14 protein-coding genes are annotated in these 15,477 nt (G+C 73.5%); 10 read left to right on the top strand and 4 right to left on the bottom strand.

Annotation, left to right across the window (positions count from 1 at the left end; all coding sequences use genetic code 11):
• Positions 1-131: 131 nt before the first annotated feature.
• Positions 132-1,637 carry a glutamate--cysteine ligase gene (locus ABZ956_RS06935; protein WP_361888091.1) on the top strand — a complete coding sequence of 502 codons (1,506 nt, stop codon included), beginning with the start codon at positions 132-134 and terminating at the stop codon, positions 1,635-1,637.
• Positions 1,638-1,782: 145 nt separating this feature from the next.
• A complete protein-coding gene (locus tag ABZ956_RS06940) occupies positions 1,783-2,574 on the top strand; it encodes a CPBP family intramembrane glutamic endopeptidase (protein ID WP_361889369.1) in 792 nt (263 codons plus the stop codon).
• 22 nt (positions 2,575-2,596) lie between these two features.
• Here the strand turns inward: ABZ956_RS06940 and ABZ956_RS06945 are convergent, their stop codons facing one another.
• A complete protein-coding gene (locus tag ABZ956_RS06945; RefSeq protein WP_361888094.1) occupies positions 2,597-3,412 on the bottom strand; it encodes a PhzF family phenazine biosynthesis protein in 816 nt (271 codons plus the stop codon).
• Positions 3,413-3,604: 192 nt separating this feature from the next.
• Here ABZ956_RS06945 and ABZ956_RS06950 point away from each other — a divergent pair, with 192 nt between their 5' ends.
• The 5 genes from ABZ956_RS06950 (at position 3,605) to ABZ956_RS06970 (ending at position 9,997) form a co-directional block, all read left to right on the top strand.
• Positions 3,605-4,198, top strand: coding sequence for a PadR family transcriptional regulator (locus ABZ956_RS06950; protein ID WP_361888097.1), 594 nt, complete (start codon positions 3,605-3,607; stop codon positions 4,196-4,198).
• A 117-nt stretch (positions 4,199-4,315) separates the two neighbouring features.
• Positions 4,316-6,628, top strand: coding sequence for a glycoside hydrolase family 3 N-terminal domain-containing protein (locus ABZ956_RS06955; RefSeq protein WP_361888100.1), 2,313 nt, complete (start codon positions 4,316-4,318; stop codon positions 6,626-6,628).
• A 206-nt stretch (positions 6,629-6,834) separates the two neighbouring features.
• A complete protein-coding gene (locus ABZ956_RS06960; protein ID WP_361888103.1) occupies positions 6,835-7,356 on the top strand; it encodes a Clp protease N-terminal domain-containing protein in 522 nt (173 codons plus the stop codon).
• A 122-nt stretch (positions 7,357-7,478) separates the two neighbouring features.
• Positions 7,479-8,525, top strand: a complete 1,047-nt coding sequence (locus ABZ956_RS06965; protein ID WP_361888106.1) for an EamA family transporter — start codon at positions 7,479-7,481, stop codon at positions 8,523-8,525.
• Positions 8,526-9,040: 515 nt separating this feature from the next.
• A complete protein-coding gene (locus ABZ956_RS06970) occupies positions 9,041-9,997 on the top strand; it encodes an EamA family transporter (RefSeq protein ID WP_361889371.1) in 957 nt (318 codons plus the stop codon).
• Here ABZ956_RS06970 and ABZ956_RS06975 read toward each other — a convergent pair.
• Complete coding sequence (locus ABZ956_RS06975) at positions 9,984-10,676, bottom strand: pyridoxamine 5'-phosphate oxidase family protein (protein WP_361888109.1); 693 nt, start codon at positions 10,674-10,676, stop codon at positions 9,984-9,986. The two genes, ABZ956_RS06970 and ABZ956_RS06975, sit on opposite strands and share 14 nt — an antisense overlap.
• Before the next feature lie 35 nt (positions 10,677-10,711).
• Between ABZ956_RS06975 and ABZ956_RS06980 the strand changes: the two genes are divergently transcribed.
• The gene (locus ABZ956_RS06980) at positions 10,712-12,043 is read left to right on the top strand and encodes an aminotransferase class I/II-fold pyridoxal phosphate-dependent enzyme (RefSeq protein ID WP_361888112.1); all 1,332 of its coding nucleotides are present in this window, start codon (positions 10,712-10,714) and stop codon (positions 12,041-12,043) included.
• Here the strand turns inward: ABZ956_RS06980 and ABZ956_RS06985 are convergent.
• Positions 12,034-13,176 carry a DMT family transporter gene (locus ABZ956_RS06985; RefSeq protein WP_361888115.1) on the bottom strand — a complete coding sequence of 381 codons (1,143 nt, stop codon included), beginning with the start codon at positions 13,174-13,176 and terminating at the stop codon, positions 12,034-12,036. The two genes, ABZ956_RS06980 and ABZ956_RS06985, sit on opposite strands and share 10 nt — an antisense overlap.
• A 73-nt stretch (positions 13,177-13,249) precedes the next feature.
• Here ABZ956_RS06985 and ABZ956_RS06990 point away from each other — a divergent pair, with 73 nt between their 5' ends.
• On the top strand, positions 13,250-14,155 hold the full coding sequence (locus ABZ956_RS06990; RefSeq protein WP_361888118.1) for a LysR substrate-binding domain-containing protein: 906 nt from the start codon (positions 13,250-13,252) through the stop codon (positions 14,153-14,155).
• 68 nt (positions 14,156-14,223) lie between these two features.
• On the opposite strand, the gene ABZ956_RS06995 is transcribed toward ABZ956_RS06990, so the two are convergent.
• A complete protein-coding gene (locus ABZ956_RS06995) occupies positions 14,224-14,697 on the bottom strand; it encodes a pyridoxamine 5'-phosphate oxidase family protein (RefSeq protein ID WP_361888120.1) in 474 nt (157 codons plus the stop codon).
• A gap of 130 nt (positions 14,698-14,827) precedes the next feature.
• Here ABZ956_RS06995 and ABZ956_RS07000 point away from each other — a divergent pair, with 130 nt between their 5' ends.
• Positions 14,828-15,472, top strand: coding sequence for a cysteine hydrolase (locus ABZ956_RS07000; protein ID WP_361888122.1), 645 nt, complete (start codon positions 14,828-14,830; stop codon positions 15,470-15,472).
• Positions 15,473-15,477: the final 5 nt, after the last annotated feature.

The raw sequence follows: 15,477 nt of genomic DNA on the forward strand, positions 1-15,477 counted from the left end.
GGAGTGCGCTCGGCGAGAGCCTACCGGGTATGCGGCCGCCGTGAGGCGTTATGGATCGCGTCGCCTGGGCATCATCGACCGTGACACGGAGGTCGGCGCCGGGGGCGACCCGCACGAGGAGGGACGCTTGAATGGGTGAGAAGGTCGTGGCCATGGGGTTCGACCTCGCCGACCGACAGCACCACCGGGACAAGCTCCGGCAGTGTCTGGAAGGGCTGGCGAGGCTGCTGGCGGAGAAGCGGTTCGACCGCCCCCGGAATCTTATGGGGCTGGAGATCGAGCTGAATCTCGCGGGCCCCGACGGCATGCCGAGCATGGTGAATGCGGAGGTGCTGGAACGCATCGCCAGCCATGATTTCCAGACCGAGCTCGGACAGTTCAACCTGGAAGTGAACATCGTCCCTCACCGGCTCTCGGGAAGGGTTCTGGACCAGCTTGCCGAGGAGTTGCGCACCGGCCTGTCCTACGCCGACCGCAAGGCCATGGAAGTCGATTCCGGAATCGTCATGATCGGAATTCTGCCGACGCTCACCAGCCGTGACCTGGTGCCCACGAGCCTGTCCGTCGCGGACCGGTACCACCTGCTCAACGACCAGGTGGTGGCCGCCCGGGGCGAGGAGTTCACCATCGACATCTCCGGCGTCGAGCATCTCACCTGCACCGCCCGGTCCATCGCGCCCGAGGCCGCCTGTACGTCCGTGCAACTGCACCTGCAGGTCACCCCGGGACGGTTCGCCGCGGTGTGGAACGCCGCGCAGGCCGTCGCGGCCGCCCAGATAGCCGTCGGCGCCAACTCGCCCTTTCTCTTCGGCCGCGAGCTGTGGCGCGAGTCCCGCCCGCCGCTGTTCGTCCAGTCCACCGACACCCGCCCGCCCGAACTACAGGTCCAGGGCGTGCGCCCGCGCACCTGGTTCGGGGAGCGGTGGATCAGCTCCGCCTACGAGCTGTTCGAGGAGAACCTGCGCTTCTTTCCGCCCTTACTGCCCATCTCCAACGACGAGGACCCGTTGGACGTCCTGGACGCGGGCGGCGTGCCGATGCTGCACGAACTCACCCTGCACAACGGCACCGTCTACCGCTGGAACCGCCCCGTCTACGGCGTCGCCGACGGCGTCCCCCACCTGCGCGTGGAGAACCGGGTGCTGCCCGCCGGCCCCACGGTCCCCGACGTCATCGCCAACACCGCCTTCTATTACGGGCTGATCAGGGCGCTCGCCGAGGAGCCCCGGCCGGTGTGGACCCGGATGCCGTTCGCCGTCGCCGCCGACAACTTCGACGTCGCCTGCCGCCACGGCATCGAGGCCTTCCTGCGCTGGCCGCGGGCGGGCCGGGGCGGCGGCGCCCCGGCGCGGGTGCCCGCCGTGCGACTGGTCCTGGAGGAACTGCTGCCGCTGGCCGCGGCCGGGCTCGACGCCTGGGGCGTCGAACCCGCCGACCGCGACTATTACCTCGGCGTCATCGAAGGACGCTGCCGGCGCCGGGTGAACGGGGCCTCCTGGCAGGCCGCCACCTACCACCGGGCGCTGGAGAGGGGCCTGGACCGCGAGCAGGCGCTGGCCGCCACCACACGGCGCTACTGCGAGCTGATGCGCACCGGCGAACCCGTGCACACCTGGCCCGCCGGCCTCGCCGGCTGACACGGGCGCACCCCTGTCCGTACCGGCGCGAGACCGTCGGGCAAGCTGTGACGACCGTCGTACGACGGTGGTGACGGCGGCCAGACGGGAGACGACAGTGCGGCGGAACGCTCCAGACGATGACGCGAGCGCCCGGCCGGAGGAACTGGCCGGGCTGCCGGGCGGCGACTCCACGCTGCCGCGGCGGACGCTGCGTGCGGAGCTGCTGATCGTCCTGGCGCTGTCGCTCGGGGCCAGCGGCGTGTCGTCGCTGATCAGCTTCGTCGGGGCGGCCACCCGGCCGGGCGGGCTCAAGGACCAGGCCGCCACCCTGAACGCCTCGCACGCGCCCGGCAGGCCCTGGCTCGACCTCGCCTGGCAGCTCTTCGGCATCACGACCGCGCTCGTGCCCGTCTTCCTGGTGGCGTACCTGCTGATGCGCGAGGGCCGGGCGGGCGGGGCGCTGCGCCTCATCGGCTTCGACCGTGAGCGGCCCGCCTTCGACCTCGGCCGGGGTACGGGCCTGGCCGCGGCCATCGGCGGCACCGGGCTGGCGTTCTACCTCGCCGCGCGGGCGGCCGGCTTCAATCTGACCGTGGTGCCGGAGAGCCTGCCCGACGTGTGGTGGAAGGTTCCCGTCCTGATCGCCTCGGCCCTGCAGAACGCGGTGCTGGAGGAGGTCGTGGTCGTCGGCTATCTGCTGCGCCGGCTGGGGCAGCTGGGCTGGACGCCGGCGGCGGCGCTGGCGGCGAGCGCGGGGCTGCGCGGTTCGTACCACCTCTACCAGGGGATCGGCGGCCTCGTCGGCAACATGGCGATGGGGGTGGTCTTCGTCCTGCTGTACCGGCGGTGGGGGCGGGTCGGGCCGCTGGTCGCCGCGCACGCGCTGATCGACATCGTGGCCTTCGTCGGCTACGCGCTGCTCGCCGGCAAGGTGAGCTGGCTGCCCACGGCCTGATCCGCCCCGCTCCCGGCGGCCCTTACGCCCGCAGCTCGCCGTCGATGACGGTGACGGCGGAGCCGGTCAGCAGGGTCCGGTCGCCGCGCAATGTGGTGCGGACGAGGCCGCTCCGCGCGGACGCCTGAAGACCCGTGAGCTCCTCGCGGCCCAGGCGGGCGGACCAGAACGGGGCCAGCGCGGTGTGCGCGCTGCCCGTGACGGGGTCCTCGTCGATGCCGACGTTCGGGAAGAAGCAGCGCGAGACGTAGTCGTAGCCGCGCCCGGGATCCTCGGCCGGAGCGGTGGCGATGATGCCCCGGCGGGAGTGCCGCGCGAGCGCGGGAAGGTCGGGGGACAGGGCCCGTACGGTCTTCTCGTCGGCGAGCTCGACCAGCAGGTCGCCGATGTGCGGGCCGGTGTCGTGCGTGCTCAGCGGCGTGGCGCCGAGGGCCTCGGCCACCCCGTCGGGCGCGGCCACCGCGGTGAGCGGCGCGGTGGGGAAGTCCAGGGTGATCGAGCCGTTCCCGTGCGCGGTCGCGGTGAGTATGCCGCAGCGGGCGGCGAAGCGCACGGTTCCGGTCGCGGTGCCCGTGGTGTGCAGGACATGGGCCGTGGCGAGTGTGGCGTGGCCGCACATGTCGACCTCGGTGGTCGGCGTGAACCAGCGCAGCGCCCAGTCGGCGTCGGAGCCGGACGGCAGCCGGTGGGCGAAGGCCGTCTCGGCGTGGTTGACCTCCCTGGCGACGTGCTGCAGCCAGACGTCGTCGGGGAAGGGGCCGGCTTCCAGGAGCAGGACACCGGCCGGGTTGCCGGTGAAGGGACGGTCGGTGAAGGCGTCGACGATTCGAATCCGCATGCCCGGGACCGTAGGGCCCGTAAAAGCCGCAGGCCAGAGCCAATGGGTGAGAGGTGGCCCGGGAGCCGCCCGGGGGCTCGCCGTGGGGCGGCGCCCGCGTCGTCTTCTCCCCGCTGTCGCCATCTCTTGTCATCCGATCGGTTCCGATATATCGTTGAGGTATCGCGACCGATCAACGATTGGAGGGACGCAATGCGTTTCCACGGACACGGTCATGAACACCGCGGACCCCGCTCCGGCGCGGGCCCGCAGGGCACCGGCGGCTTCGGCGGCCGGCGCGCCTTCGGACCCTTCGGCCCGCCGTTCGGCGGCCCGCCCCTCGGCGGGCGCGGCGGAAGGGGCGGCAGGGCACGGCGCGGCGACGTACGCGCCTCGATCCTGGCGCTGCTCAAGGACCGCCCGATGCACGGCTACGAAATGATCCAGGAGATCGCCGAACGCAGTGGCGGCACCTGGAAGCCCAGCCCCGGCTCCGTCTACCCGACGCTGCAGATGCTGGAGGACGAAGGCATGATCGTCAGCGAGAGCGAGGGCGGCAAGAAGCTGTTCACGCTCACCGCCGACGGCCGCGCCGAGGCCGACACGGGCCCGCAGACCCCCTGGGAGGACGTCGGACGCGGCGCCGACCGGGAGGGCGCGATGGAGATGCGGCAGGCCGGCTCCGGCCTCATGGAGGCCCTGGTCCAGGTCTGGCGGACCGGCAGCCCCGAGCAGCGGGAGAAGGCCCTCGCCGTCGTCAACGACGCGCGGAAGAAGATGTACCTCATCCTCGCCGACGAAGGCTGAGCCACCCCGACGGGGCCCACGGAATCCGCATTCCGTGGGCCCCGCCGCGTTCCTTGACCCGGTCCTGCCGGGTGAGCAGACTCCGGTTTCCGGATCCGACCGGAACGGAGCCCCCCCATGGCCCTGCGTACGCGCCGTCGACGCGCCGCGCTCGCGCTCACCGCCCTCGCCGCCTGCACGGCCTGCCTCATCGGCGTCCCCGCCGGCGCCGGCGGCGGCGAACCGCTCTACCGCGACGCCCACGCCGATCCGGACGAGCGCACACGCGACCTGCTGCGCCGCATGACCCTCAACGAGAAGATCGGGCAGATGGCCCAGATCGCCGTGGTCCGGCTACAAGGCGACTGCCGCGAGAGCGGAGGCGAACTGAACCAGGCATGCCTGCACAGTGTTCTGCACGACCAGGCCGTCGGCTCCGTGCTCTCCGGCGGCGGCATGGGCCCGCCGCGCAACACACCGGGCGACTGGGCCCGCATGGTCAACGCGGTGCAGAAGTACGCCCTGGAACACAGCCGCCTGCGCGTCCCGGTGCTGTACGGCGTCGACGCCGTACACGGCCACAACAACGTCCTCGGCGCCACCGTCTTCCCCCACCAGATCGGCCTCGCCGCCGCCTGGGACCCCGCGCTCGTGCGCGCCGTCGCCGGCACCACCGCCCGCGCGGTCGCCGCCACCGGCATGGACTGGAACTTCGCCCCCGTCGCCGACCTCGCCCGCGACCGGCGCTGGGGGCGCTACTACGAGACCTACGGCGAGGACCCGCTGCTCGCGGGTACGTTGGCCGCCGCGGCGGTACGGGGCACCGAGGGCGCCGCCGGCGCCAAGAAGGTCGCCTCCACCGTCAAGCACTTCGGCGGCTACTCCGAACCCGCCAACGGCCACGACCGGGTGCCCGCCGACGTCTCCCCGCGCTATCTCCAGGACACCCTCCTCGCCCCCTACCGGACCGCGATCCGTGCCGGGGCGAAGAGCGTGATGGTCAACTCCGGAGCCGTCAACGGCGTACCCGCGACCGCCTCCCGCCATCTGCTGACGAAGGTGCTGCGCCGGCAGTGGGGCTTCACCGGCGTCACGGTCTCCGACTGGCAGGACGTCCGCGCCCTGTGGACGAAGTACAAGGTGGCGGCGGACTATCCGCACGCCATCGCCCTCGCGGTCAACGCGGGCGTCGACGTGACGATGGAGCCCTACGAGGCACGCGAGTTCACCGAGGGCCTGCGCGACGCGGTACGGGCCGGCCTGGTCTCCCGGGAGCGAATCGACGAGGCCGCCGGGCGCGTGCTGCGGCTGAAGTTCGGCCTCGGGCTCTTCGAGCGACCATTTGTCGACGCCGAGCGCGCAAACACCGAAGTCGTGGGGAGCGGACGCGAGCTGGCCCGGCGCGCCGCCGCCGCGTCACAGGTGCTGCTGCGCAACGAGAGGAACCTCCTGCCGATCGGGCCGTCCGCACAGAAGATCGTCGTCGCCGGAGCCCACGCGGACGACCTCGTGGACCAGGCGGGCGGATGGACCGTCGGCTGGCACCGGGTGCCCGAAGGGGTGGAGCTCGCGGGTACGACCGTGCTCGAGGGCATCAAGGCGGCCGCACCCGCCGGAACCCGCGTCGTCCACGCCGGGAACGCCACGCAGGCGGCACGGGAGGCCCGTACCGCCGATGTGACGGTGGTCGTGGTGGGGGAGAGGGCGGCGGCCGAGGGCGAGGCCGACAGCCCCCGGCCCGAACTGCCCGCGGACCAGCAGGCGCTCGTGTCGGCCGTGAAGGCGAGCGGACGCCCGGTCGTGGTCGTGGTCATCGCCGGGCGCCCACCGGTCCTGGGACGGGCGGCCGGCACGGAAGGGCTGCTGATGTCCTGGCTGCCGGGCACCGAGGGCGGCCACGCGGTCGCCGACGTGCTCTTCGGTAAGGTCGCCCCCGGCGGCCGGCTGCCGGTGTCCTGGCCCCGGCGGACGGGCAACGAGCCGCTGTACTACCAGCAGTTGCCCGGGACCAACGCGGGCGCGGAGTCCGCACACGACGTGGCGTACGACTTCGGCGACGGGCTCTCCTATACGTCCTACCGCTTCGACTCGATCACACTCGGCGAAACCTCCGTGCCGGCCGGTCGGGAGGTCCGGGTCACGGTGAAGGTGAGCAACGCCGGTGCGCGCGACGGCGACCTCGTCGTACCGGTCTATGTGTCCCGGCCGGTCAGTGACGTCCTCGCCCCGCCGAGGAAGCTGGTGGCGTTCGCCAGGACACATCTGCCGGCCGGGCAGTCGGGCACGGTACGGCTCACCGTCCCGCCCAGCGCGCTCGCGGTGACCCCGGGCGACATCGACGGCGCGGGGCCGCCGCGCGTCGAACAGGGGGCGTACGTCTTCACGGTGGGGGAGCGCACGGCCACACTGGTCGTCACGCCACGCGTACCGGCGGGAAACGCGCGCCCCTGAGACGGAATCCGACACCCGTCCTTCTTGAGGATGAGGAACCGGCCTGTCGTACCCGCCCGCTGTCGGATGCGCGAATGCGACTCTCTGGGGATGCTCTCATCACATGGGACTGATGGGGTGGCAGGGTGCAAAGCCGTACACCTGACACCGGACGGACCGGGGCCACAGGCGAGACTCCGCTCAGCGCGGAACTCGCCTCAGCGGTCATGGGCGCCCGCAGGCGGGCCGCACGCGACGGCGACCGGCAGATCGACACCGCCCATCTGCTGCACACCCTGCTCGAAGCCGACCCCCGCGCCCGGCAGGCCCTCCCCGGCGGCCCGGCCCAGGTCGCCCGGCTGCTCGGCTATCTCGTCCAGCGCACCATCGGATACGGACTGCGCTGGAGCGGCACGGTGGAGGACTCCGGCTCCCTGCCCGCCCTGACCGGCGCGGCGGTGCCCGGCTGGTCCCCTGCCGCCGCCGACGCCATGCGGGAGGCGTACGCCCGGGCCCGCGCGCGCGGCGCGGTGTGCGTGGAAGGCACGGACCTGTTGGCGGCGTTGGTGCGCGACCCCCGCTGCCGGGCCGTCGAGGTCCTGCGGCGGGCCGGTGTCGACACGGGCCTGCTGGCCGCGCGCGTGGACGCGGTGGTGACGGATGCGGTGGTTACGGATGCGGCGTTGACGGATGCCGGGTTGACGGATGCCGCGCTGATGGACGCGGGCACCCGCTTCGACTGCGGCTGAGTGGCCGTCTGTCGTGGGGTGTCGCGGGGTGCGGCACGGTATGCGGTGGTTCGTCGGGCCGGACCGAATCTGCCAGGACCAAAAGACGTGACGGTCCTGTCTGTTGCTGCCATGATGCAGCGATGCAAGCGTCTCAACGTAAAAGCGCCGGTCTGGGCCTCGCCCTGGTGTCCGCGTTCGCGTTCGGTGGATCGGGCGTCGCGGCCAAGCCGCTGATCGAGGCGGGCCTGGACCCCCTCCACGTGGTGTGGTTGCGGGCGACGGGCGCGGCCCTGGTGCTGCTGCCCGTCGCGTGGCGCCACCGTGCCCTGGTCACGCGGCGCCCCGCGCTCCTCGCCGGCTTCGGGCTGCTCGCCGTGGCGGGCGTCCAGGCGTGCTACTTCGCGGCGATATCCCGGATTCCGGTCGGCGTCGCCATGCTGGTCGAATACCTCGCGCCGGCGCTCGTCCTGGGCTGGGTGCGGTTCGTCCAGCGGCGGCCGGTGAGCCGGTCCGCGGCGGTAGGCGTGGTCCTCGCCGTGGCCGGCCTCGCGTGCGTCGTGCAGGTCTGGTCGGGGCTGACCTTCGACGCCGTGGGCCTGCTGCTGGCGCTGTGCGCGGCCTTCTGCCAGGTCGGCTACTTCATCCTGTCCGACCACGGCGGCGACGGCGAGGACCCGGCCGACCCGATCGGAGTGATCGCCTACGGGCTGCTCGTCGGTGCCGCCCTGCTCACGGCCGTGGCGCTGCCGTGGAACCTGGACTGGGGAGTGCTCGCCGCGAGCACCGACATGAACGGCATGCGGGTACCGGCCGCGCTGCTGGTCGGCTGGCTGGTGCTGGTCGCGACGGTGGCCGCCTACCTCACCGGAGTGCTGTCCGTACGCCGGCTCTCGCCGCAGGTCGCCGGAGTCGTCGCCTGCCTGGAGGCGGTCATCGCCTGCGTGCTGGCCTGGGTGCTGCTGGGGGAGCACCTTTCCGTGCCACAGATCCTGGGCGGCGCGGTGGTGCTGACGGGCGCCTTCATCGCGCAGCGCTCCACCCCCAAGGAGGCGTCGCCGACGCCGGTGGCCGGCGCGGGCGCCGGTGCGAATACGGGGGCCTCGGAGGCGGATGCCGAGGTGGGCGCGGATGCGGCCGGGGAGGCGGAGGCCGGGCGGGAGTTGGCCGGGGGCAGCCGTTCGGCCTAAGGTGGCGATCATGCCGATGACTGTTCTGCCGCCTCCCGCCGCGTAGCGCGGGCGGCCGCTCCCGGAGGACCGGGCCCGGGACGAGTTCCCGGGCTGATCGCCGCTGCCCGCAGACGGACCACGCGATCATTCATGTCTTCCGCGGGAGAACAGTCGTGCATCACTCCTCTCTTCCGGCCTGCCCTTCTTCGGGCGGGCCGGTCACCGGTCTGTCGTCATCCACCGGCCCGGCCCCCGACGCACCGGGCGGCTCACTGACGGTCCCGGCCCCGGTCATTGGTACGGGTCCGGAGACCGCACCGGTCACCGGTTCGGTCACCGCAGCGTCCACCGGTCCGTCCGCCCGTCCTTCGACCGGTCCGTCCACCGGTCCGGGCACCGCGCCGTCCATCGGTCCGGTCACCGCACCGGCCACCGGCCAGTCCGCCCGTCCGGCCACCGGTCTGTCCACCGGTCCGGCCACCGGTCGGTCCGGCGGTCCTGCCGCCGGTCCGGCCGGCCGCGCCTCCGCGAGCCTGTCCGTACGCCGCGCGTTGGCTTACGTCACCTTCGCGGCCGTTGCCTGGGGCACCGCCGGACCGGTGGCCGCTCTGGCCTTCGACACCAGTGGCCTCGGCCCCCTCGCCCTCACCTTCTGGCGCACTGCCGGCGGCTTCGCGCTCCTGCTGGCTGTATGGACCGTCCGCGTCCTGCGGCAGAAGCGCCCGCGCGGGGTGCGCCCCGCGGAGCCGAGGGGGCGGCGGGCGGCACGGATCGCCATCACCGGCGTCGGCCTCGCCGTCTTCCAGGCCGCCTACTTCGCCGCGGTCGACGGGACGGGCATCGCGGTCGGCACTGTCGTCACGCTGGGGGCCGCACCCGTGATGGTGGCGCTCGGCGGCAGGGTACTCATGGGTGAGCGGCTCGGCGCGGGCGGCAGGCTTGCCGTCTCCGGCGCGCTGGCCGGGCTGGCGGTGCTGATGCTCGGCGGCGATGGCACCGGCGCGGTGCGCCCGGCGGGGGTCGCCATGGGGCTGCTGTCGGCGGCGGGTTATGCGGTGATCACGCTGTACACGCGCTTCCTCGGCCGCCAGGGCAGGGGCTCGGACCCGTTCACGACGACTTTGACGTCGTTCGCCGTCGGCACGGTGTGTCTGCTGCCGCTCGCCGCGGTCGAGGGGCTGTGGCCGCGGATCGACGAACTGGGGAGCACCCTGTGGCTGTTGGGTTACCTGGTGTCGGTGCCGACGGCGCTGGCCTACGCGTTGTTCTTCGCGGGGCTCGCGGCGGTGCGGGGCACGACGGTGACGGTGATCACCTTGCTGGAGCCGGTCACGGCGGCGGTCATCGCGGTGGCCCTGCTCGGCGAGCGCCTGACCGCCGCCACCGCGGTCGGCACGGCCGTCCTGCTGAGCGCGGTGGCCGTCCTGGCCTGTGCGGAGGCGCGCGGCTCGGCGGCCCCCGCGCGGGCGGACGTGCTCAGCGACCGGTGAGGTAGGCCGGTACGGGGATGCCGGGGGCGAGGTCGTCGGCCGGGACCGGGGCGCCGTACGTGGTCGTCACGGGGACGACGCCGCTCCAGTAGGGGAGGGCGAGGTCCTCGGCGTCGTCGTTGGGGCCGCCCACCCGGGCCTTGGCCGATACCTCGGTGAGGTCGACGCGCAGCACGGCGGTGGCGGCCAGCTCCTTCGGCGACGCCGGGCGGGAGTCGGCCGCCCGGCCCGGCACGACCTGCTCCACCAGCGCGTCGAGGGCGGCGGTCAGCTCGGCCTCGTCGGTGACCCGGTGGGCGGTTCCCTGCACCACCACGGAGCGGTAGTTCAGGGAGTGGTGGAACGCGGAGCGGGCCAGCACGAGGCCGTCGACGTGGGTGACGGTGAGGCACACCGGCATCCCCGGCTCCTCGGCCTCCCCGGCGGCGCGCAGCGGCCGCGAGCCGGTCGAACCGTGCACGTAAAGGCGCTCCCCGATGCGCCCGTAGAGCGTCGGGAGGACGACGGGCGTGCCGTCGCGGACGAAGCCGAGGTGGCAGACGTAGCCCGCGTCGAGTATCGCGTGGATGCGCTCGCGGTCGTAGGTGGCGCGGTCGCGGCCGCGGGTGGGGATCGTGCGCTCGGTCCGCTCGTACTGCCCGGCCCCGGAGGACTGCTCGACGACCGTGGAAGAAGGCATTGCGTTCTCCATTGCACTAGTGCATACTCGTGTTTGTGCTAGGAGAGTATCGGATCGAGGGTCGTCGCGCAGCGGACATTTCCGCGAGCGTGGAGCGCGCGGTGGGGGCCGGCAGGCTCGCTCCGGGCGAACTGCTGCCGCCCATGCGGGAATTGGCGGTGGAGCTGGGCGTCAATCCCAACACCGTCGCGGCCGCCTATCGCACGCTGCGCGACCGCGGGGTGATCGAGACGGCGGGGCGGCGGGGGAGCCGGGTGCGGCAGCGCCCGGCCAGTGCGCCGCGCGAACTGATCCGCGTGGAGGCGCCGGAGGGGGTGCGGGACGTCTCCGCCGGCAACCCGGATCCGGCGCTGCTGCCCCCGCTGGGGGAGGCGCTCGCGGCGGCCGCGGAGCGGGCCCGCCGCGACCCGGTGCTGTACGGCGCTCCGGCCGTCGACACGGAGCTCGAGCGCATGGCCCGGGCGATGTTCGCGCAGGATGGTGTGCCCGAGGGTCCGGTGGCCGTCACCTCGGGGGCGCTGGACGGCATCGAGCGGGTGCTGACGGCGCACCTGCGGCCCGGGGACGCGGTGGCGGTGGAGGATCCCGGCTGGGGCAGCCTCCTCGACCTCGTGCCCGCGCTCGGCCTGCGGGCGGTTCCCGTTCAGGTCGACGACGACGGTCCCTTGCCCGAGGACACCGAGCGGGCGCTGCGGGAGGGGGCCAGGGCCCTGGTGGTCACCGACCGGGCGCAGAACCCCACGGGAGCGGCCGTCGGCGAGGCGCGTGCCCGGGAGCTGCGCGGCGTCCTCGCGCGCCATTCCCATGTGCTGCTCATCGAGGACGACCACGGCCACGGCATCGTCGACCTGCCGCTGCACCCCCTCGCCGGCGTCACCGCCCACTGGGCGCTGGTGCGTTCGGTCGCCAAGGCGTACGGCCCAGACCTACGGCTCGCGATGCTCACCGGCGACGTCGTGACCGTGGACCGGGTGCGCGGGCGCCAGCGGCTCGGGCACGGGTGGGTGAGTCACGTGCTGCAGGACGCCGTGCTGCATCTGTGGCGCAGCGGGGCCGTGGACGCCGTCGCCGTGGCGCAGGCGTACGGGCGGCGCCGGGACGCGCTCGTGCGGGCCCTGCGGGAGCGGGGGATCGAGGCGCACGGGCGCAGCGGCATGAATGTGTGGCTGCCCGTGCCGGACGAGACCGGGGCGGTGACGCGGCTGCTGCAGGCGGGGTGGGCGGTGGCGCCGGGCGCGCGCTTCCGGGTCGCCTCGCCGCCCGGAGTGCGCCTGACCGTCTCGGGCCTGGCGAGGGAAGAGATAAGTACGGTCGCGGACGCCTTGGCGGCCGCGACCGTACCGGTGCCTGCGGGGCGTTACGACTGAGCGGATCCGGCCCGGTCCGCCGGGGTCCGGGCCAGGCCGGTCCGCTGCGCCGCGGAGGGATCCGTCGGGGCCGGATCCCTCAGCGTCCGGTCTGTCAGGGGCCGGTCTGTCAGGGGCCGGTCTGCGCCGGTCCCGCTCGTGGCGCCCGTTGCCGTGCGGCGGGTCCGGGAGCGGACGGTCTTGGCGGGGCCGCCCGCCTTGCTTTGGGTGAGAGCCGCGCCGGCCAGCACGATCAGGGCGCCGACCGGGGTGTTCCAGGTGAGGTCCTCGCCCAGGAGGAGCACGCCGGCCCCGGTCGCGACGACCGGGATGAAGTACGTCGTCAGGGTGGCGGTCGTCGGCCCCACCTCGGAGACCAGTCCGTACTGGATGAGGAAGGCGACGCCGGTGCCCAGCGCGCCGAGGGCGACCACGGCCAGCAGCGGCAGCAGGGGGAAGGAGGTCGGCAGGGGGCTGAACACCGGTGCGGCGACCGCCAGCTGGACGGTGCCGAGGAGCAGCTGGCCGCCGGACAGCGACAGGTTGGAGTCGCCCGTGCCGGACAGCGTGCGCCGGACGTAGATCCAGCCGACGGCGTAGCTGGCGGAGGCGATGAGCGCCATCACCGTGCCCGCCGGGTCCTGCCCCGAGAAGCCCTGCCAGGCGCCCAGCACGATGAGGACGCCGGCGAAGCCGAGCCCGAGCCCGGCGAAGCGGCGCCGGGTGGGGCGGTCCTCGGACAGCGCCACGAGGGAGAGCACCATGCCCCACAGCGGGGTCGTGGCGTTGCAGATGCCGGCCAGGGTGGAGGGGATCGTCAGCTCGGAGTAGGCGAAGAGCGTGAACGGCAGGGAGTTGAGGAGGAAGGCCGCCACGGCCAGGTGGGCCCAGGTACGCGGGGAACGGGGCAGCCGCTGCCGCTTGACCGCCATCGCCGCGGCGAGCACCGCCGCGCCGAAGAACATCCGGCCGAAGGCGACGTACGCCGGGGCGTAACCATCCGTGCCGATCTTGATGAAGAGAAAGCTGAAGCCCCAGATGAGGGCGAGAGCGCCGAAGCGGATCCGCCAGTCGACCGGCGGACGCCCCTGGCCGGCAGGGGTGTCTGTGACGGAAGGGGTGGGTGGCGTCTTGGGAGTGGCGGCGGTGCTCATGGGACTACGATGCGGCCTCGTATGCATTAGAACAAGCAAATAAATTTATGCACTATCGCGTAGCATCGCTTACATGTTGAACCTGGAGCGTCTGCGCACCCTCGATGCCGTCGCCCGGCACGGCTCCGTCAGCGGCGCGGCGGACGGCCTGCATGTGACGACATCCGCGGTCTCGCAGCAGCTGGCCAAGCTCGAGCGCGAGGCAGGCCAGCAGCTGCTCGCCAAGAACGGCCGCGGAGTGCGCCTCACCGATGCCGGACGGCTGCTCGCCGACCATGCCTCGCGCATCCTCTCGCAGGTGGAGCTGGCCCAGGCCGACCTGGAGGCCCAGCGGGGCCATGCGGTCGGGGAGCTCCTGCTGGGCGCCTTCCCCACGGCGGCCCGCGGGCTCTTCCCGGCGGCGCTCGTCGGGCTGCGCCGTGAGCATCCGCAGCTGCGGGTCCGGCTGGAGGAGATGGAACAGGACGAGGCCGTCCCCCGGGTGGTGCGCGGCGACATCGACCTCGCCGTCGTCCTCGACTGGTACAACAAGCCCCTGCCGGTGCCGGACGAACTCGTCAAGGCCCCGCTCCTCGACGACCGCGTCGACGTCGCGGTCCCGGCCGACCACCCGCTCGCGGACCGGGAGCAGGTCGCCCTGGAGGACTTCGCCGAGGACGAGTGGATCTCCTGGCCCAAGGGCGAGTTCTGCCACGACTGGCTGCTGTTCACGCTGCGCGGCAAGGGCGTGGAGCCCCGCATCTCGCACAAGGCCGACGAACACCCCACCCAGCTCGCCCTGGTCGCCGCGGGCCTCGGCGTCGCCGTCGCGCCCCGCCTGGGCCGCGGTCCGGTGCCGGAGGGGGTGCGCGTGGTGCGCGTACGACCCACGATGTGCCGCCACGTGTTCGCCATCTGGCGGGCGGACGCCGACCGCAGGCCCTCGATCCGCGCGGCGGTCGACGCACTCCGGACGGCCGGCGCCGCGGTCGGCGCCTGACGGGGACCGACGGGACCAGCGGGGACCGACGGAGGGCCCGGAGGGCTCCAGTGGCGCCTTCCGGGGGCTTATGTGACTTGCTCCGGAAGCTTGCGGAAGTCCCACGAGAGCACGCTCTGCGGCGTCAGCCGCAGCCAGCCGTGCCGGCCGTCGTGCGGCATCGCGTCCAGGCCGAAGTACTTGGCCGCGAACAGCCGCTCCGGCGTCTCCAGCCCGGGGCACGCCTCGCCCCGGCGCGGCGCCTCGCCCACGACGGCGGCGGTGCCGGACAGCTCCGCCCCGCGCAGCTCCCCGTACTCCCGGCCGTCGTCGACCACCACCGCGACGCGGGGATCGCGCCGCAGGTCGGCCCACCGCCGGCTGCGCGTGAGGGAGTACAGCCACAGTGCCTGCCCGTCCCAGACGAACCACAGCGCGCTGACGTGCGGCCGGCCGTCCGGGCCCGCCGTCGCCACGCGGCAGGTGCGCTGCGCGGTGAGGAAGGCGTCCAGTTCCGCCGGCGTCATCATGATCCGGCGGCCCCGCCGCTGTGAGACGGCCATCCTCCACCACCCACCCTCCGAGAACTGACTGCCTGTCAGAAAGGATGGGACCTCTTCCCCTGCCGCGCAATGCCCGCTACCCTCACGCGCCCCGACCCCCACCCCGTGCCGGACCCGACGAGGGAGCACCATGGCGCCGCAGGACCAGCCCGCCGAGGGGCTCGACCCGGCAACCACCGTGCTGATGACCGTCGAATGCCAGCGCGGCGTCGTCGGCCCCGACAGCGCCCTGCCCGAGCTCGCCGCCGTCGCCCGCGCCTCCGGAGCGCTGGTCAACGTCGCCCGGCTCGTCGCCGCCGCACATCAGGCCGGCATCCAGGTCGTGCACGCCATCGCCGAGCGCCGCCCCGACGGCCGCGGCGCCAGCCGCAACGCCCACCTCTTCCGCGCCGCCGAACGCCTGCCCGTCCAGCAGCTGACCGGCACCCTCGCGGTCCGCGTCGCCGAGCCGGTCCCGGTCGACGACGGCGACCTGGTCGTACGGCGGCTGCACGGACTCTCGCCGCTGGCCGGCACCGGCGTGGACGCCCTGCTGCGCAACATCGGCTGCCGCACCCTGATCGTCACCGGCGTCTCCGCCAACGTCGCGATCCCCAACACCGTCTTCGACGCCGTCAACCTCGGCTACACCGCCGTCGTCCCCTCCGACGCCATCGCCGGAGTGCCCGCCGAGTACACAGCGGCCATGGTCCGCCACACCCTCTCGCTCGTCGCCACCGTCACCACCACCGAAGCCCTCCTACGCGACTGGCGGCACCGGCGACGGCAGCGCTGAGCGGC

Source organism: Streptomyces sp. NPDC046261 (assembly GCF_040646235.1).
Taxonomy (GTDB): Bacteria; Actinomycetota; Actinomycetes; order Streptomycetales; family Streptomycetaceae; genus Streptomyces.